This window comes from Bacillus sp. AK031 (assembly GCF_053903065.1).
In genome coordinates this window covers 3,119,687-3,139,516 of sequence record NZ_CP096424.1, presented here as the reverse complement: position 1 = coordinate 3,139,516, position 19,830 = coordinate 3,119,687, and the positions used below count along the sequence as shown (strand labels likewise).

Below are 19,830 nucleotides of genomic sequence, written 5' to 3'. Positions count from 1 at the left end.
TTATATACATATTTATTAAGTAATAATCATACATAGACAGGGTCCGAGAGTGGTGATGAGTCAATGGCTAAATCGTTAAATTGCATATATTCTTCTAAAGAGAAGCTGTCTGATTACATCAGCAGCCATAATGTTGATTTGTATCCGACAATTTTCGTTCAATTGTTCCTGGGGCAGGTGCCCTTGGAAAAAGCAAAACAAATCAAATCGGAAATACTTTCATTGTTACCTAAAGCTGTCATCCTTGGATGCAGTACAGAAGGACAAATCATTAATGGAACAATTGTAAATGATTCTCCTGTTATATCCTTCACGCTGTTTGAGTCGACTGAAATTAATTCCAAACTTATTGATATGGCAGATGCCGCAGATGGGTATGAAACTGGCCGGATCCTCTCGGCAGAGCTGGTCGATATGGAAACCAAAGCGGTGATTTTATTTGCGAGCCATTTGGATATAAATCTTCGTGAAATTCTCGAAGGTTTTCACGCTGTCACTCCCCATATTCCGGTAGGAGGGGGCGTCTCGATAGATGTTGCAGATAAGAAACAATCCATTGTCCTGACTGAACAAGGTGAAACAGAAAGAGGTATTGCAGCTGTAGCATTGAACAGTTCAATCCTACAGGTGCAGACTTTTATTAATGAGCAATGGAAGGAAGTCGGCCGGCCTTTAACTGTAACGAAGTCAACGGGTTCCATTATTGAGAAAATTGATCATCAGAAACCATTGAAGGTTCTGCAACATTATTTAGGAGACAGCTTTGTTTCCCGTCTGCCTGAATCAGGAGTGGAGTTTCCTTTCCTGTTGAGAAGAAATAAAAAAACTTCAACACTGTTCCCTATAAGGGTCCATGAAAATGGATCTATTGAAATGACTCAGGCAGTGAAACAAGGGGAAACACTGACCTTCGCTTTTGCTGACCTCGAATCGATTGTAAATTACTCAGTAAAAGATTTAAATCGTCTAAGAAAAAAACCGGTCGAATCATTATTTGTTTTTAATTGTGTTGCAAGAAAGCAGCTATTGAAAGATTTTACTGAGACAGAAATGGAAATGATGGCTGAAATTTCTCCTGCTGCAGGTTTCTTTTCCCATGGGGAAATAGTGGTGGACGATGAAAGTGGACCCAACCTTTTCTCTCATTCTCTAACATATCTCGGCATATCCGAGGCAAATAATCTTCCCTCTCTGGAGCGGGAAAGGTTTCAATATAATCTTACACCGGAAGGGAACACAAGGGTGTCCCTGACGCACTTGATTAATGCATCTTCCCACGATATTCAGAAATTGAATGAGAACATTCAGATTTCAGAAGAGTACTATCGTTCTTTATTCGACAACAACACAGACTTTGTTTATTCTACCGATTTAAAAGGAAAATTTAATTCAGTTAATCCTACCTTCCTCAAGACTTTTGGTTATTCTGAAGAAGAGCTGATTGGCAAACTGTCGATTTCATTCATTTTTGAAGAAGATATTCCAAGAGTGAAAAGGCACTTTTACCGTACGTTATCGGGGAAAGAGCAGTTTTACGAGCTTTGGATTCCTTCAAAGACAGGTGAAATTCAGTTATTTCATATTAAAAATATCCCTATTACCATTGATGGGGAGTGTGTTGGTTTATTTGGAATTGGAAGAAACATCACGGAACAAAAGAAGACAGAAGAAAAGATAACTCAATTGGCATACTTTGATCCTGAAACAGGTCTGCCTAACCGGGTGAAATTCAGGGAGTTGTCGGAGGAGTTCATCTCCAGGGCAAAAAAGAAGAAGAGACGCCTTGCTATCCTGTTTCTTGATATTGACCGGTTTAAGCTGGTGAATGATACATTGGGCCATTCAGCTGGAGATCGGATTCTTATCGAGCTTGCTGAAAGAATCAAAGCGGTTCTCCCCAAAGGTGCATATCTGGGCAGATTTGGAAGCGATAAATTTACAATTCTAATCAGTAAGAATGTTTCAGATGATAAAATCAAACAGATTGCAGAAATGGTGGCAGACCATATTCAAATGCCCATTATACAAGGCAATCAGGAATTCTACATTAAAGCCAGTATAGGGATCGGCGTCTATCCAGAACATGGTACTGACCTGTCAGATTTACTTCGAAATGCAGATACAGCCCTTAACTGGGCAAAATCAAATGGCGGCAATCAAATCGTTTTTTATACAAATGAAATGAATGTGAAGGCCATGGAAAAATTAAAGATGGAAAATTATCTTCGAAAAGCTTTGGACAGAGAAGAACTCTTCATCTTATATCAGCCAATTGTTGAACTCGGTGAGAGACGGGTAATCGGTGCAGAGGCGCTGATCCGCTGGAGGCATCCATACTTAGGTATCGTTTCGCCGATGGAGTTCATTCCCCTTGCAGAAGAAACCGGTTTGATTGGGCCGATTGGGAATTGGGTGCTTCATCAAGCATGTAAACAAGCGAAGAAATGGCAGGAAAAAGGATTCGACGACTTTTACATTTCTGTTAACGTATCAGCGAACCAGTTTCAGCAGCCATCCTTCACAAGCGAAATTACCCAGGCGCTGAAAAGCTCAGGGTTGTCTCCTCATTGTCTTTGCCTGGAATTGACTGAAAGTGTCATGATCCGTGATACAGGCCATTCAATTGACAGGATGGAGGAGCTTGCGGCAATCGGTGTGAAAATAGCGATTGATGATTTTGGAACAGGTTATTCATCATTAGGTTATTTGAAACATCTGCCACTTCATATATTGAAGATTGATAAATCATTTGTTCAAAATATTAAAGAAAGCAGTCCGGACTTTGCCATTGTTCAAGCTGTATCCATGATGGGCCAGGGACTAGGGCTACAGGTCATAGTAGAAGGAATTGAAACAGGTGAACAGTTGGAGCTGCTGGATAATTTGAGGTGTGATTTAGGGCAAGGTTATTTCATTTCCAGGCCAGTGGAAGCTGAAGAGTTGGAAAAATGGATGAAAGTTTCTCAAACTTATTTATTAAGCAATAGCTAAAAGATTCGGAGTGTGAACCAATTTGGGAGCGTGGATTATATGTATTGTGATAGCGGCAGTCTCCCTTTTTGCCCTATCTGTAAAAGCTGCTTTCAATCATCGCCACACACCTTTGCTCAGTCAAAAAGAATTGAAAGAGGCTATCAAGCGTCAAAGGGAAGAAGATGAAAGAAAAATTTCAGGTTGAAAATGAAAGGAGCAAAAGCCTGATTAATGGCTGCTGCTCCTTTTTTCTAAAGTTTTATAGCTGCTCTTCTTGCCGGAGTTGATCCTCGGGCCTCCATTATTAGTGTGCAATCCAAATAGCTGCACCCAACCCCTCTGTGTTCTTCCTAAACCGAACCATTTACTCGATTTTTTCAATTACAATTCTTTTTCCGGTACTTAAAGTGAATTCAAATCGGTCACGCTGTTTCTTGAAATAAGTAAAATGATGTTGTACCGCACAAACATTTTCTCCATTATCAAACGTCAAAAAATTCACCCCTTCCCGGATTTTCCTGTCTTCCAGAAAAGAGAGGTGATTATGGCAGAATATGCAGTCATATAAAGAAAACTCAAGTGAGTTCAAGCTTGTCAGGAATTGAAAAAATGAATCGTCATTTAATTCTTCAATCAACATTTCGAGTGAATAGATAAGAGATTTCTTTATCCGGATTGTTTCCGTATCTTTAAGATTCATTTGATCATAGTCTGTTTTGACAATGCCTTCAGGCTCCAAAATACCTCTTTCCCATCCTTGATCCCGGTAAACCTCGACCTCCTGCTGTGTGTAAAATTCTAAATCAGTTGCCTCATCCAACTCATCATCAAAGAATACCCATTGATTATGAATGAATTCTACAGTTCCTAGTGTGAAAGAGCGGTTTTGCCGCTGTAGGAGCTTTTTTCTATACAGGTTATTCACCTATTTCCCCCCTTATTGAAAATGTTATATCAACATTATCTACATTTTGGGTCTAATTTAGCATATTCATTTAGAGTAAAAACGAAATAAGACAATTAACCATTTTCTGAAGATTGCATAAGATAATCCATATTGCATCTAGCCCAATTTGCCTTGACAGAAAGGATGAAAATAATGTGCGGAATTACTGGATGGATCAACTTCAAGAAAGACCTAAGAGGTGAGGAAAAGACGTTAAACTCCATGACAGCAACACTTTCTAAAAGAGGACCGGATGATACGAATGTATGGCTGGATACACATACGGCTTTTGGACATAAGAGACTGACGGTTGTTGATCCGGTGGGCGGAAAACAGCCGATGGCAAGAGAAGCGGCTGGGTATAGGTTTGTCATTTGTTATAACGGAGAACTCTATAATACAGAAGATATACGAAAGGTCCTTCAATCAAAGGGCTATACCTTTAAAGGACATTCAGATACTGAGGTACTTTTGACAGCATATATTGAGTGGCGTGAAGAATGTGTCAGCCACTTAAACGGGATTTTTGCATTTGCTGTCTGGGACAGTGAAAAACAGCAGGTGTTTATCGGTCGTGACCGTATGGGTGTCAAACCATTATTCTTTGCAGAAAAAGACAATGGCATCCTGTTTGGTTCTGAATTAAAAGCGCTTTTGGCGCATCCATCAATGTCGGCGGAAATCGACCGGGAAGGATTAGCCGAAGTTCTTGGATTAGGGCCATCTCGTTCACCGGGAAGCGGGGTGTTTCGCGGTATCAAGGAGCTGCGACCGGGTCATGCCATGATTTTTTCAAGAAACGGAATAAAGATCTGGCGTTATTGGAATGTGAAGAGCGAAAAGCATACCGATTCTTTCGATGAGACCGTTGAGAAAGTCGGTTTTTTAGTAAAGGATAGTATTACCAGACAGCTTGTTTCTGATGTGCCCCTTTGTACATTCTTATCCGGTGGCCTGGACTCCAGTGCGATAACGGCCATTGCTGCCGAATCCTATAAAAATGATGGGAAGGGCAGGCTCCACACGTACTCGATTGATTATGAAGGAAATGATAACTACTTCAAATCCAATAAATTTCAGCCAAATTCAGACAGTAAATGGATCAATTTAATGACTGACCAATTCAGTACCGTGCATCATAATTCTGTCATCACACAGGAAGAACTTAAAAACTACCTTACTGAAGCGGTTCATGTAAGAGACCTGCCGGGAATGGCAGATGTGGATTCTTCCTTGCTCTGGTTTTGCAAAGAAATCAAAAACGACTTCACCGTTGGATTATCCGGGGAATGTGCAGATGAAATCTTTGGTGGCTATCCCTGGTTCCACAATGAAGAAGATTTCAACCGAAAAGGATTCCCGTGGATGAGATCTGTTGAGGAAAGGCAGTCCTTGCTCAAATCCGATTTGCGTAAAAAATTGAATCTGGAAGAATATGTCCTTGCCAAGTATAACGAAACAGTAGCCGAAACTCCGGTACTGGAAGGCGAAACTCCAATTGAAGCGAAGCGGAGAGAGTTATTCTATCTGAATATCATTTGGTTTATGACGACCCTGCTCGACAGAAAAGACAGAATGAGTATGGGAGCGAGCTTGGAAGTGCGGGTGCCTTTTGCAGATCACCGGCTGGTTGAATATGTTTGGAATATCCCTTGGAAAATGAAAATGCACGAAGGAAGAGAGAAGGGGATTTTGAGAAAAGCACTGGAAGGGACCCTGCCGGATGAAGTGCTTTACCGCAAGAAAAGCCCATACCCAAAAACTCATCATCCTGTGTACACATCTTTAGTTAAAAACTGGCTTGATGAGATCCTCCAGGATAAATCAAGTATCCTATATGAACTATTTGATCAGCAGCAGCTGAAAGAACTTGTGGAGACGAACGGAGAAGCATTTAAAACACCTTGGTTCGGCCAGCTGATGACAGGGCCACAGCTGCTCGCTCATCTGGCGCAGATTCATGTATGGTTTAAAGATTATAATATTAATATTGTTGATCGATGATATATGGACTCATACCCTTTTGGAGGGTGTGGGTTTTGTTTTTTTGGGGAAGGGGGCATATAAGGCAGTTAAAATTGCTGAAGTGCGTCGGAGATGATCATAAAGTAAGAGAGATGGCATTAAACTCTGGTATATATCGTCCCAGGGAGGTTGTAGCCGCATTAAAATACTTTAAATCGTAAGAGGATGTAGTCAGAAAAGGTCATTGACCAGTCAAGATCCCCGATGGCTGGAATGATGTGGTTAAAGTTAGACTAAAGCGGCATCAAATTAACTTTATGTGCCATCTGTAAGGGAGAAAATTGAGGTAGGTGGCAGTAAAAAGCTTTTTAAGTACCATCTGTAAGGGAGAAAATTGAGGTAGCTGGCAGAAAAAAGCACTTTATGTACCATCTGTAAAGGAGAAAATTGAGGTAGCTGGCAGAAAAAAGCACTTTATGTACCATCTGCGAAGGAGAAAATTGAGGTAGCTGGCAGAAAAAAGCACTTTATGTACCATCTGCGAAGGAGAAAATTGAGGTAGGTGGCAGTAAAAAGCTTTTTAAGTACCATCTGTTAAGGAGAAAATTGAGATACGTGGCAGAAAAAAACACTTTATGTACCATCTGTAAAGGAGAAAATTGAGGTAGCTGGCAGAAAAAAGCACTTTATGTACCATCTGCGAAGGAGAAAATTGAGATAGGTGGCAGAAAAAAGCTCTTTAAGTATCATCAGAAAAGGTGAGGCAAGTAATAGTAATAGCCATTCAAGTACACTCCAAATAGGTCCATCAAATGAATAGAATATACAGTCATAGTCAGGTTATGGCACTGATAATAAGAATAATCCAGCCATTAGAAAAGCAGCCAAACAAAATCAAACAACAATGACCCCCTTCAGCACTCTGAAGGGGGTCACTCCGTTCGTTCAGTGGTATTGTTTCTTCGTAGAGGTAACACTCAAACCGTCGAGTCTCCGTACCAGCTCTTTACCGAATGCCGCATTCGGCTGATTAGCATGTGAAGTCAATACAGTTTCGCTTAGTTCATAAGCAGTGGCTCCGTGTTCAGAAAAGTCGAGGCCTGCTAATTCGTCCTCACTGGAAACGCGGATGCTGTCCGCTTTGTTTACAAGATAGATGACTGCACCTGTAGAAATTGCCACCCATAGAATTACAGCTGCTACACCCAGAGCCTGAGTTCCCAACAACGAAACGTTGCCTCCGTAGAAAAGTCCATTTGAAACATCGAAGAACCCAATGGCAACGGTTCCCCAAATACCGCAAAGGCCATGAACAGCAATCGCTCCCACAGGGTCATCCACTTTGAGTTTTACCTCAATGAATCGTACTCCCTCTACAAGCAGAACACCTGCGACTAATCCAATCACGATGGATCCGCCGATGGATACATTCGCACACCCTGCAGTAATTCCGACCAGTCCTCCTAAGGCACCATTTAAGGTCAATGAAGGATCGATTCGTTTATACCTGAAAGCTGTGTAAAAAGCTGAAGAAAGGACTGCTGCTGAAGCTGACAGCAAAGTGACAGTGATTACACGCGGGACAAGTTCAGGATCGGCAGCCAATGTGCTTCCTCCGTTAAACCCAAACCATCCAAACCATAAGATGAATACACCCAGGGCGCCGATCGGAATGTTGTGGCCGGGAATCACATTTATTTTTGAGTTTGTATATTTTCCGATGCGCGGCCCGAGGAAAAGCACCGCTACAAAGGCGGCTACCGCACCGCTTAAGTGAACAACTGTTGAGCCGGCAAAATCGATGAAGCCAAGTTCTGATAGCCATCCGCCGCCCCAAACCCAATGGCCGACAACAGGATAGATAATGCCTGTGATGACTACGGTGATAAGCATATAGCTTCTCAGTTTCATTCGTTCAGCCACTGCACCTGAGATGATGGTCGCGCATGTTGCAGCAAATACTGCCTGGAAGACGAAAAATCCGATATCTTCACGTCCCGCCAGCAGGAATCCGTCCGTACCGGCCAGGCCATTGGCAGTATTTCCAAACATTAAGCCAAAACCGACAAGGAAATAAAGGATGGAGGCGATTGATATAGTCAGAAAGTTTTTCATTAAAATGTTAAGAGTGTTTTTGGAGCGGGTGAAGCCGGATTCAACCATTGCAAATCCTGCATGCATGAAGAATACTAATAACGCGGCTACCATCACCCACATGCCGTCAACTGACGTTTGGACACTCTGGGCGGTAGGAGCAGCAAAGGCGGGAGTGGCGGTTAACAAAAGAAAAGCAGATAAGCAAGACACTTTTTTCAGCATTATTTTGTTCCTCCTGATTTTGTAATTGTTCAAAAGCGAAAGGACGGATGAGAAGTTTCTCTCTGTGGAAGATCATTGATGTGGAATTTGCTGGGATAATTTTAAATAAAGGCTTGTTTTCCGCGTTCCTTAGAACGGATCCGGACAACTTCTTGAATATCGGATATGAAGATCTTTCCATCTCCAACTTCTCCAGTTGAACAGTATGCACAAATTAAATCTACGATCTCTTCCGTTTCAGAATCCTCTACAATCATTTCGACCCTCACGCGGGGAGAAAGTGCAACCTCAAATGTGTTTCCGCGAAACAGTCCCTGTTTTCCTTTTTGTTTTCCGCAACCGGCAGCTTCAGAAACAGTCAACCCATTAAATCCATTGGCAGCCAGCCCTTCTCGTAATGCTTGAAAGACTTCAGGGCGGATGATTGCTTCAATTTTTTTCATAACTTCAACTCCTTTTATTATGTTAGAAAATCTAACATGAATTAGTTATGTTTTATATCATATTCTGAATTGTTGAAAAAATCAACTGATAAATTTCGTTGAAAGCGTTTTAATGTAAAAAAACTTAACAAAAAAAGAGTGGAGAGACTAATTCTCCACTCTTTTTGCCGATTAATTTGAATTTGGTCTTTCAACAAAGTGCATTTTCATCCAGCTTCTTGACTTCCATCTGCGGAGCATGATCAATCCTCGCAGCCATTCATCAGCAATAAATGAAATCCAGACTCCGATCAATCCTAGTCCGAATACTATTCCGAGCAGGTAGGAAAGAGCGACACTCACTCCCCACATAGATAGGATTCCGACATACACAGGGAATTTCACATCGCCGGCAGCACGCAGTGAACTGATGACAACCAAGTTGAAACTTCTCCCCGGTTCCAGGATGATGGTAAGCCATATTAGAATGCTGCCCAGATAAATGATGTCCTGATTATCTGTGAAAATGGCTAATAGCTCTCCCGAGAACAGGGCAAAAATCACAGCCATTGTTAAAGAAATGATGATTGAAATTTTTAAACTCTTGATACATCGATCATATGCCGATTTGTAATCTTTTGCTCCAACCATATGCCCGATCATGATCTGTGTACCCTGACTGATCGCAAGGCTGAATAGAAAGATGAACATCATGAGATTCTGCGCATATACCTTTGTGGTCAAAGCTTCCGTTCCAAGTATCGCAATGAAATAGGTGATAGCCATTTGTGAACCGTTGTATGAAAGATGTTCACCTGCGGAAGGGATTCCAATTTTTAATAAATCTTTGACATGCTGAACAGGCAGAAAGCGCTTGATTGAAAATAGTCCAGGGATTCTTTTTACTAACACAAAAAGAATCGCTGCCAGTCCAAGTGTGCGGCTGATGACGGTAGAGATTGATACCCCTTCAACTCCAAGGACTGGTATACCTAATGGCCCGAATATAAATAAATAATTTCCAATTACATTCAGTATGTTCATTCCAATGGTGATATACATTGCATCTTTGGTAAATTCATAGCTTCGGAGAGTGGCACCCGCCGTCATGATCAATGCTTGAATAAAAGAGAACCCGCCTACAATTGTTAAGTAGGATGAAGCCTCACCTCTCAGCTCCTGAGGGATGTCCATTAAACTTAATATTTCATCATTGAAAATAAAAATAGCTATGCTCAAAAGGAATCCAAAGGCGAGATTGGCAATCAAAGAAACGACCGCCACTTCCCTCGCTGTACCGATTTTGTCAGCCCCTAAATTTTGAGATACAAGGATCGATGTCCCGGTAGCTACAAAGCCGAACATCACGATGATGAGGGAGAGGACCTGGTTAGATACCCCGACTGCTGCGACTGAATCATCCGAGTACTGGCTCAGCATCAGGGTATCAGCGTTCCCCATAAGCATATGTAAAAAAATCTCAACAAAAATCGGCCATGTCAATGCATAGAGGCTCAGCCGCTTCTTATCAATACTCATGCTGTACCAGCTCTTTTCTAAGGGATTTTAAATAACGTAGTCGTTATGTACAACTTACTATTATACTCTCAAAATATATTTCGGAAAGTGAAAAATCTTTACAGCTGCCTGAGTCTTCCATTCCACACAAAAGAACCTCCCGGAATTTCTTTTGATTACCGGGAGGAGATTCTTCAGAATTTAAGGATGCTAAAGCCCAGCGGCGAAAGTTCTACACCAATATCCGCTGATTCAGCCGCAAATTCCGTACCGCTCCAAATATTCGTGATTTTCCTGCCTTTTAAATCGAAAGGCAGAGGGTATATTTCTGGTTCATTTGTTGTATTCAATATAACAATGATCGTTTCTTTACCGTCTGATTTAGTATAGGCAATACAATTTTCATTAATTTCAACTGGTAAAAAGCTAAAGGTCCCTTCATTAGCTAGCAGACGGTGCTTCTTTCTTAATGAAGTCAGAGTCTGGATGTGATTCAGCAATTCCTTGTCCTGTTTTTCTGTATCCCATTCCATACACTTGCGGCATCCCGGGTCGGCTCCACCGCTCATACCAATTTCATCTCCATAATAAATGCAGGGAGAACCGATGAATGTGAGCATTAGAGTGAATATCTGTTTCACCTTGGTTTTGTCATCCTTGCACTCAGTAAGGATGCGCGGGGTATCGTGGCTGCCGACAAGGTTGAAGGCCACATCCATAACATTCTTTGGGTACATATGGATTACCCGGGTCATACTTTCCACAAACTGTCTGGCGTTTATACTCTCCTTGGCGAAGAGGTCTAAAATGTTGGTTGTAAAAGGGTAATTCATGACAGCATCGAACTGGTCTCCTCTTAGCCATGGCATAGAATCATGCCAAATTTCCCCCAAGATATATAAATCAGGTTTCAGGGCTTTTGTTTCTCTGCGAAAGTCTCTCCAAAATGCATGGTCTACCTCGTTGGCAACATCGAGTCTCCATCCGTCGATGTCAAACTCTTTTATCCAAAAACGGCCAACCTCCAGGAGATATTCCTTTACTTCGGGATTTTCTGTGTTCAGCTTCGGCATGGATGGTTCAAAAGCAAAAGTATCATAGTTTGGGAGCGGTTCCTTCCTCAATGGAAACTCCTTGATGTGGAACCAGTCTTTATAAGAGGATTTTTCTCCATTCTCCAACACATCCTGGAATCGAGAGAAATAAAGGCCGCTGTGATTGAAAACGGCATCCAGCATCACTCTGATTCCATTATCATGGCAAGTCTTGACCAGTTCTTTCAAAGTGTCCTTATCACCAAATTGAGGGTCGAGTTCGAAATAATCAATCGTATCATATTTATGATTGGAATAAGCTTTAAATATAGGAGTAAAATAAATTCCGGTAATGCCCAGTTCCTTTAAATAAGGGACGCCATCAATGACACCCTGAAGGTCTCCCCCGAAAAAGTTATCAGGCTGGGGATCGGTGCTTCCCCATGGCAGGGTGCCCTCAGGATCCCAATCCTGGTTTCCGTTAGCGAATCTCTCTGGGAAGATCTGATACCATATTGTATCTTTGACCCAGGAAGGAGCTTCGAAGACATCGATTGAATTTAAGAAAGGAAAACAGAAATAATCGCCAACATCATTTGAAGGTTGAGGAAGGAAGCCTCGGTCCCCATAGAAATGAGATTCGCTCTCGTCTTCCAATAGGAAGCCGTAGCGCAGTCGTCTGAATGGCGGTTCAATGGAGGCGAACCAGTAGTCAAAGAGCTGGTCCGAGCCTGTATGCACCATCTTTACTGATGAGTACAACCATTTTCCATCTTTCCATTCGTATGGATCTCCATGCAGGAGGGATACGTTTTGTACATCTTTCTTTTTGGTGCGAATCCGGATATGTATGGCTTTATTTGTGCAAGCGTATGCATAATTATCTTTTGGCCGATGATAAATCGCTTCTAAATGCATATAAATCCCCCTATATCAATTTTCCATTAAAGGTTATTCCAAATCATAGATAAAGTCAACGCAGATGGCTGTTGGGAAAAATAAAATTAATATAAAGAAAAAGTAAAAAAGTATTGTCAAAAAAAATATAGGCATTATAATAGGGGTAGGTTGTGCAATCGGTTTCACAAATTTGAAAGCGGTATCTTTAACCCTTTATTTTTTGTCTATTTGTGCAAACGGTTGTGCAATAAAATATTAATAGAGTAATCAGGAGGGGTCAGAATGAAAAAAGCACTATCATTGCTGATGGTTATCATGCTTGTTTTAGGCGCATTGGCTGCTTGTGGTCCTAATCGTGAAGAAGGAACAGGCAATAACAATGAAGGCGAGAAAGAAAATACTGCTGATGATGCCAATAAACCAGAAAAACTGGTAATCTGGGAAGATGAAAAGAAATCAGGCTGGTTAGATGAAGTAGGTGCCAAGTTCACTGAAGAATATGGTATCGAACTTGAAGTCAAGGAAGTTGAAATGGCTTCAAAAATGAAAGAACAATTACGCTTAGATGGTCCTGCTGGGACAGGCCCGGACGTTCTTACACTGCCTCATGACCAAATCGGTGAAATGGCGCTTGCAGGCCATATCGCAGAACTTAATGTAGAACAGGATCTAACAGACCGTTTTACAGAATCATCTGTATTAGCACAAACTTACAATGGAACACTTTATGGTCTTCCGAAGTCTTCTGAAACACCAGTGTTTGTATATAATAAAGCATTGATGGAAGAAGCTCCTGCCACAATGGACGAAGTATATGAATTCTCTAAAGAATTCACTACTGGAGATAACTACGGATTCCTTGCATTGTGGGATAACTTCTACTTTGCCCATGCTCCTATCGGCGGTTACGGCGGATATGTTTTCGCTGAAAACGATGGTGCATTAGATCCGGCAGATCTTGGACTTGCTAACGAAGGTGCTGTTGAAGGTACTGAATATATCGAAAAATGGTATGAAGAAGGATTATTCCCTAAAGGTATCGTTGGTGAAAACGGCGGAGCTGCTATGGACGGTCTTTTCAATGAAGGAAAAGTAGCTTCTGTAATGAACGGGCCATGGTCTTTCCAAAGCTATAAAGATGCCGGTATCGATATCGGTGTTGCCGCTATGCCTAAGCTTCCAAACGGAGAGCCGATGAAGACATTCATGGGTGTTAAAGGATGGCATGTTTCCGGTTATTCTGAAAATAAAGAATGGGCTCAGAAGTTCATCGAGTTCATCACTCAAGATGAATATGCAAAACTTCGCTTCGAGCAGACACAAGAAGTTCCTACAAATGCAGCTCTTATCGACGATCCGGTAATCGCTGAAAATGAAGGAGCTAAAGCTGTAGCAGAGCAATCTCAATATGCGGTTCCAATGCCGAACATTCCTGAAATGGGAACAGTTTGGGATCCTATGGCAGATGCACTTCAAACAGTTGTCACTGGCAAACAGGAACCAAAGGCTGCACTTGAATCAGCTGTAAGCCAGATTGAGCAAAATATTCAAGCAAACCATTCCAACTAATATAATAGAGGGGACTGACTCGGAATCGAGTCAGTCTTCTACATTCCAGATGGTACTGAATATTTCTGGAAGTAATAAAATTGTTTTCAGGATCTTCTTGAAGACAGAAATGCTTCTTTCTTGATGAAGCTTCTGAAAGCTTAAGGAATCTAAAAATATAAAGAGAAGAAAGGGGAATTTAGGATGGCTGCTAATTCCTATCAAACAAAACACCGAAAAACAGCACTTGCCCTTTCCTTAATACCCGGTTTGGGACAATTCTACAACAATCAAAAGCTTAAGGGCGTTTTTTTCCTTATAATGGCTGCAGCTTTCATTTTTGTATTCAGGGATTTAATTGATTACGGCCTTTGGGGGATTTTCACGCTCGGTGAAGATACGGGTGCTCCATACTACGATCATTCCATCTTCCTGATGGTTTATGGAATTCTTGCTATCATCATTCTTATATTCGGATTGGGATTCTATGCATATAACCTCTATGATGCCTTTAAAAATGGAGAAAAGAGAGACCGAGGAGAGAAGCTCAGTACAATCAGGGAACAATACCGCAACCTTGTGGATAATGGGTTTCCGTACCTGATTATGTCTCCAGGCTTCTTATTGCTGGTATTTGTCGTTATATTCCCGATTATATTCGTTATACTTCTGGCATTTACAAATTATGACCTTTATCATTCCCCGCCGGCAAAACTGGTCGACTGGGTAGGTATTCAAAACTTTATAGATATTTTCCAAATTGATATTTGGAGAAGTACTTTCCTTTCAGTATTGGCATGGACACTTGTCTGGACATTCGGAGCTACTACAACACAAGTGGCATTGGGTATTTTCCTGGCTATCCTTGTCAATCAGAAAGACTTGAAAGGAAAAGCCATCATCAGAACGGTATTCATTTTGCCGTGGGCGATTCCAGCATTCGTTTCAATTCTTGTATTTGCCGGTATGTTTAATGAATCATTCGGAACGATCAATAATGATATACTGGCGTTTTTAGGAATTGGGGATCTTCCTTGGATGACAGAAGCGATGTATACAAGAATCGCCTTGATCTTTATCCAGACATGGCTCGGCTTCCCGTTCATTTTTGCTATGACAACAGGAGTCCTTCAATCGATTCCTGATGAGCTGTATGAAGCTGCCACAGTGGACGGAGCTTCAAGTATGCAAAAGTTCAAAAATATCACCTTGCCGCTGGTGTTGTTTGCAACTGCGCCAATCTTGATCACACAATACACATTTAACTTCAATAACTTTAATGTTATTTACCTGTTTAACGGTGGAGGTCCCGCTCTGACCGGACAGAATGCAGGTGGAACAGACATCCTTATTTCATGGATATACAGCTTGACTATGACGTCAGCTCAATATTCTAAAGCAGCCGCTATCACATTATTGCTTTCCATTATCGTTATAACAGTGGCAGTATGGCAGTTCAGAAGAACAAAATCATTCCAAGAAGAGGATATGATGTAATATGAATTTTAAAAAACAAAAACTCATAAGACTTACATTTTCGTATATAGCGATTGCCTTTATGTTCGCGATCATCCTTTATCCAGTTGCCTGGATTATTGGTTCATCTTTTAACCCGGGACAAAGCTTATCCGGCTCCAGCATTATCCCGAAGAATGCCACACTTGCCCACTATAAAGAGTTGTTTGATTTAGAACAAAGCAACTACTTGATATGGTATTGGAACTCTTTGAAAGTCAGCCTTTCCACGATGGCACTTACTGTATTGATGGTCAGCCTGACAGCATATTCTTTCTCCCGTTACCGATTTGTAGGGAGGAAAAATGGATTGATGACATTCTTAATCTTGCAGATGATTCCCAACTTTGCTGCATTGATCGCCATTTTTGTTCTGGCACTTGTAACAGACTTGCTTGATACACATCTTGGGCTGATCCTTGTTTATGTTGGCGGTCAGATACCGATGAACACCTGGCTTATGAAGGGATACCTGGATACGATTCCGAAAGAACTTGATGAATCTGCGAAGATGGATGGGGCAGGCCATTTCAGGATTTTCTTCCAAATCGTTATGCCGCTGGCTAAGCCTATTATTGCAGTAGTCGCATTATTCTCTTTCATCGCCCCATTTGCGGACTTTATCATTGCAAGCATCCTGTTAAGAACGGAAGAGAAATATACACTGCCTGTAGCCTTATATGATATGGTCGCAAAACAGTTTGGAGCAGAATTTACCACTTTTGCAGCAGGTTCAGTATTAATAGCAATTCCGATTGCATGCTTGTTCCTGTACTTCCAAAAATACTTTGTTTCCGGATTGACGGCTGGGGGGACAAAAGGATAATCTTAAAGGCGTAAACTTATTTTTGAATTTAAGGAGGAGCGGAGATGAAAAGAAGAGTATTATCTCTCATTCTTATTCCGTTTCTTCTTTTTTACGCCCTCCCTGCAGGAGCTGCTGAAAAAGAAGAACGCAATTGGCAAGATGAATCAATTTATTTCCTAATGGTTGACAGGTTTAATAATGGAGATCTTTCAAATGACTTCGATGTAGATAAAGATGACCCGAAAGCCTATCAGGGCGGAGATTTTCAAGGGGTTATCGATAAACTTAATTACATCAAGGAAATGGGATTCACAACCATATGGCTTACGCCCGTTTTTGATAACCTTGAAAAAGGATACCACGGCTATTGGATTAAAGACTTCTATAATACAGATGAACATTTTGGTTCAATGGAAAAGTTCAAGGAACTTGTGGACGAAGCGCATAAGCGGGATATGAAAATTATTTTGGATTTTATTGTTAACCATGTTGGACCGGATCATGAGTGGCTGAATGATCCTGAAAAAGAAGATTGGTTCCATGAACAACAGCCAATGAACATGAATGATGAAGAAAGTCTGCAAAATGCATGGCTTTATGATCTTCCGGACTTGAACACTGAAAACCCGGAGGTAAGAGAATATTTATTGGATGCCGCCAGCTGGTGGATCGAGGAAACAGGCATTGATGGATACAGATTGGATACTGTCCGGCATGTTCCACAGGAATTTTGGGATGAATTTTCCGAAGTGGTGAAAGCTGAGAAAGAGGACTTTTACCTTTTGGGAGAAGTGTTTGATTATGACCCTAGGAATATTGCCAAATATGAAGGAGTCGGAATTGACGGATTTGCAGATTTTCCTCAGGCACAGGAAATGAGAGATGTTTTCCAAAGACCTGATGTCGATATGGACAGACTGTTTAATTTCTGGCAGTATAACCAGACCTATTTTGAAAACCCATACCTTATGGGGACATTTATTGATAATCATGATATGACAAGGTTCACTAATTTAATTGCTCAAAATAATGAATTCCCCGGGACCCGCTGGAAGCTGGCTCTTGCTTACATGTATACAGTTCCCGGCCTCCCGATCATGTATTATGGTTCAGAAATAGCATTGAACGGCGGGGAAGATCCTGATAACCGGAGAATGATGAGTTTTCGGGCAGACGAGGAACTGATCCAGTACATTTCAAAGCTTGGTGAATTAAGAAACACTCATCCTGCCCTAACAAGAGGGTCGATGGAACTTCTTTTTGAAGAAGATGGGATGGCTGTTTACAAACGTGAAGCAGAAAGTGAAACAATTATTGTCGCTATCAACAATACGAGTAAGTCGCAGAGTGTTAAGCTTGAATCGCCGCAGCTGCCTGAAGGTATGGAGCTGAGAGGATTAGTGGAAGGTGACCTGGTCCGTGCAGAGGAAGGCAAATATGACATAATCCTTGATCGTGAAAAAGCTGAAGTATACCAGCTTTCGCCAAGAAGCGGCTTGAATTATGGCTTTATCGGAGCGCTGGCGGCAGTTTACATCATTTTCCTCATTTTTATTTATTATGTTTGGAAGAAAGGCAGAAATAAACGCAAAGAATAGATGATATAATAGTGATACTAACCAAAGAAGACTGCCATAATATTGGCTTTTTGATCGGTGAGCCGTTATGTACAATAACGGACCATTTCTGTTAAAGGTATCACCATTTCAGGCTCCAGTTACAGGGAAGGGGAGAAGCATATGGCTGTAACAATCAAAGATGTAGCAAAGCTTGCTAATGTTGCTCCATCGACTGTCTCCAGAGTGATAGCCAACAATTCCCGCATAAGTGACAGTACCAAGCAGAAAGTAAGAGAGGCAATGAAGGAGCTGGGGTATCACCCTAACTTTATAGCCCGCAGCTTGGCGAATCAATCGACGCGTGTGCTGGGTCTTGTACTGCCGGGATCAGCTGATAAATTTTTTCAAAACCCGTTCTTTCCGACAGTGTTGCGCGGTCTGAGCGAAGGTGCGCATGAAAAGCAATATGCTCTGCAAATGACCACAGGTCAAAGCGAGCAGGAGATATATGATGGAATCGTTCAAATGGTTCAAGGCGGAAGAGTAGACGGAATAGTACTGCTTTACTCTAAAGTAGAAGATAAAGTGATGATGTATTTAAAGGAAAGGGAATTTCCCTTTGTAGTCATTGGCAAACCTTTCAAAGCAGCTGAAGAAATTACTCATGTCGATAATGACAACTTCAGGGCGACTCAAGATGCAACAGATTATCTGTTAATGGCAGGTCATGACAGGGTTGCATTTGTTGGCGGTGATTTAAATCTTGTTGTCACAGTAGAACGCCTGCTCGGTTACGAAAAATCACTTCGAAACGCCGGAATTCCCCTTCAGGATGAATACATTGTTCATGAAGAATTTCTGAGAGAGGGCGGTCAGGAGGCCGTTAAAGAATTGATGAGGCTGGAACACCCGCCAACCGCATTGGTGGTGGCCGATGATTTAATGTCATTAGGCGTTCTGAACACTTTAAATGAAATGGGGATCAGTGTGCCTGAAGACATTTCAATCATCAGTTTTAATAATGTTTTGCTTTCAGAAATGTCGCGTCCTCCTTTGACTTCGGTGGATATTAATATTTTTGATCTTGGTTACCAGGCAGCCCGGAGCCTTATCCAAAAAATTGAGGATCCGCGTGAACCTGTCAAACGGATTACCATCCCACATAAAATTGTTGAACGTGCTTCGTGCAGTGATGTAGAGGTTCAGCCTGAACTAAACAGATAATAAGCAACGTCAATATATTTAAGCAAAAGAGACTCAATTTCATAATTGGGTCTTTTTTTGCTATTACGTTTTTTTCCTAATGCTCTTTTCTAAAAGATTGTTGCTTAATCCACTAAGGAAACGCTGTTGAAAATATCAACAGCGTTTCCTTAGTGGATTACGATATTCTGGATTGAAAAGATTGACTTATAGCTCCTGATGCTCCTGGAACTAATTTTACCCATTAACGATCTGGCCGCCATTTACGTGAATGATTTGTCCGGTGGTATATGGTGAATCCCCGCTTGCCAGATAAACATATGCAGGTGCGAGTTCAAAAGGCTGTCCGGCTCTCCCGAACGCTGTATCTGAACCGAACTTTGCAACTTTATCGGCATCGAAAGTTGATGGTATAAGCGGTGTCCAGATAGGACCCGGAGCTACACCGTTTACTCTGATTCCTTTTGATGCCAGCTGCTGTGAAAGTGATCGGGTGAAGGTAACAATTGCACCCTTTGTTGAGGAATAATCAAGCAGCTGTTCATTTCCCTGGTAGGCGGTTACAGAGGCAGTATTGATTATTGTGCTGCCGGTCTTAAGGTGAGGCAGAGCAGCCTTTGTTAAATAGAAGAAGGAAAACACATTTGTACGGAATGTTTTCTCCAGTTGCTCGTCTGATATATCAAGGATGCTTTTTTGAGGATGCTGTTCTGCGGCATTATTCACAAGGATATCGAGTTTTCCAAAACGGTCAACTGTTTGTTTGACAACATCAGCACTGTAGGAGGAATCTCCAAGGTCACCAGCGAACAGCAAGCAGGTTCTTCCTTCTTTTTCAATCAAGGCTTTCGTATCCTGGGCATCCTGGTCTTCTTCCAAGTAAGCGATGGCGATGTCTGCCCCTTCTTTGGCAAAATAGAGAGCCACTGATTTTCCGATACCGCTGTCGCCGCCGGATATGAGAGCTACTTTGCCTTGGAGCTTTCCGCTCCCTTTGTAATTTTCATCCATGTATTTCGGCTGCGGGTTCATCTCTTTTTCAGTGCCAGGTTGATGGTCTTGATGCTGAGGAGGAAATGTGTTTTTGTTTTGAGACATAGTGAATATCACTCCTTAGTTT

At 41.6% G+C, this 19,830-nt stretch carries 13 protein-coding genes; 7 read left to right on the top strand and 6 right to left on the bottom strand.

Features of this window, described 5'->3' with window-relative positions; genetic code table 11:
- Nucleotides 1-63: 63 nt before the first annotated feature.
- Nucleotides 64-2,991: an EAL domain-containing protein gene (locus tag M1E09_RS16060; RefSeq protein WP_456271849.1), complete on the top strand. Its 2,928-nt coding sequence runs from the start codon at nt 64-66 to the stop codon at nt 2,989-2,991.
- A gap of 346 nt (nt 2,992-3,337) precedes the next feature.
- Here M1E09_RS16060 and M1E09_RS16055 read toward each other — a convergent pair whose 3' ends face one another.
- The gene (locus M1E09_RS16055; protein ID WP_456271848.1) at nt 3,338-3,898 is read right to left on the bottom strand and encodes a DUF2777 family protein; all 561 of its coding nucleotides are present in this window, start codon (nt 3,896-3,898) and stop codon (nt 3,338-3,340) included.
- A gap of 174 nt (nt 3,899-4,072) precedes the next feature.
- Between M1E09_RS16055 and asnB the strand changes: the two genes are divergently transcribed.
- Complete coding sequence (gene asnB, locus M1E09_RS16050; protein ID WP_456271847.1) at nt 4,073-5,923, top strand: asparagine synthase (glutamine-hydrolyzing); 1,851 nt, start codon at nt 4,073-4,075, stop codon at nt 5,921-5,923.
- 906 nt (nt 5,924-6,829) lie between these two features.
- Here asnB and M1E09_RS16045 read toward each other — a convergent pair.
- From M1E09_RS16045 to M1E09_RS16030, 4 genes are all read right to left on the bottom strand, one after another.
- Nucleotides 6,830-8,203, bottom strand: coding sequence for an ammonium transporter (locus M1E09_RS16045; protein WP_456271846.1), 1,374 nt, complete (start codon nt 8,201-8,203; stop codon nt 6,830-6,832).
- A gap of 101 nt (nt 8,204-8,304) precedes the next feature.
- Nucleotides 8,305-8,646: a P-II family nitrogen regulator gene (locus M1E09_RS16040; protein ID WP_456271845.1), complete on the bottom strand. Its 342-nt coding sequence runs from the start codon at nt 8,644-8,646 to the stop codon at nt 8,305-8,307.
- Between the two features lie 171 nt (nt 8,647-8,817).
- Entirely contained in the window at nt 8,818-10,164 is a 1,347-nt protein-coding gene (locus M1E09_RS16035; RefSeq protein WP_456271844.1) for an MATE family efflux transporter, read from the bottom strand.
- Nucleotides 10,165-10,337: 173 nt separating this feature from the next.
- Nucleotides 10,338-12,095, bottom strand: coding sequence for an alpha-glycosidase (locus M1E09_RS16030; protein ID WP_456271843.1), 1,758 nt, complete (start codon nt 12,093-12,095; stop codon nt 10,338-10,340).
- Nucleotides 12,096-12,359: 264 nt separating this feature from the next.
- On the opposite strand from M1E09_RS16030, the gene M1E09_RS16025 reads away from it, so the two are divergent.
- The 5 genes from M1E09_RS16025 (at nt 12,360) to M1E09_RS16005 (ending at nt 18,731) form a co-directional block, all read left to right on the top strand.
- Nucleotides 12,360-13,646 (top strand): extracellular solute-binding protein, encoded by a 1,287-nt coding sequence (locus M1E09_RS16025; protein WP_456271842.1) that lies wholly within the window; start codon nt 12,360-12,362, stop codon nt 13,644-13,646.
- 183 nt (nt 13,647-13,829) lie between these two features.
- Entirely contained in the window at nt 13,830-15,122 is a 1,293-nt protein-coding gene (locus M1E09_RS16020; protein ID WP_456271841.1) for a carbohydrate ABC transporter permease, read from the top strand.
- Nucleotide 15,123: 1 nt separating this feature from the next.
- Complete coding sequence (locus M1E09_RS16015) at nt 15,124-15,966, top strand: sugar ABC transporter permease (protein ID WP_456271840.1); 843 nt, start codon at nt 15,124-15,126, stop codon at nt 15,964-15,966.
- Nucleotides 15,967-16,010: 44 nt separating this feature from the next.
- Nucleotides 16,011-17,546, top strand: coding sequence for an alpha-amylase family glycosyl hydrolase (locus tag M1E09_RS16010; protein ID WP_456271839.1), 1,536 nt, complete (start codon nt 16,011-16,013; stop codon nt 17,544-17,546).
- A 141-nt stretch (nt 17,547-17,687) separates the two neighbouring features.
- Nucleotides 17,688-18,731: a LacI family DNA-binding transcriptional regulator gene (locus M1E09_RS16005; RefSeq protein ID WP_456271838.1), complete on the top strand. Its 1,044-nt coding sequence runs from the start codon at nt 17,688-17,690 to the stop codon at nt 18,729-18,731.
- A 216-nt stretch (nt 18,732-18,947) separates the two neighbouring features.
- Here M1E09_RS16005 and M1E09_RS16000 read toward each other — a convergent pair whose 3' ends face one another.
- Complete coding sequence (locus M1E09_RS16000) at nt 18,948-19,808, bottom strand: SDR family oxidoreductase (RefSeq protein WP_456271837.1); 861 nt, start codon at nt 19,806-19,808, stop codon at nt 18,948-18,950.
- Nucleotides 19,809-19,830: the final 22 nt, after the last annotated feature.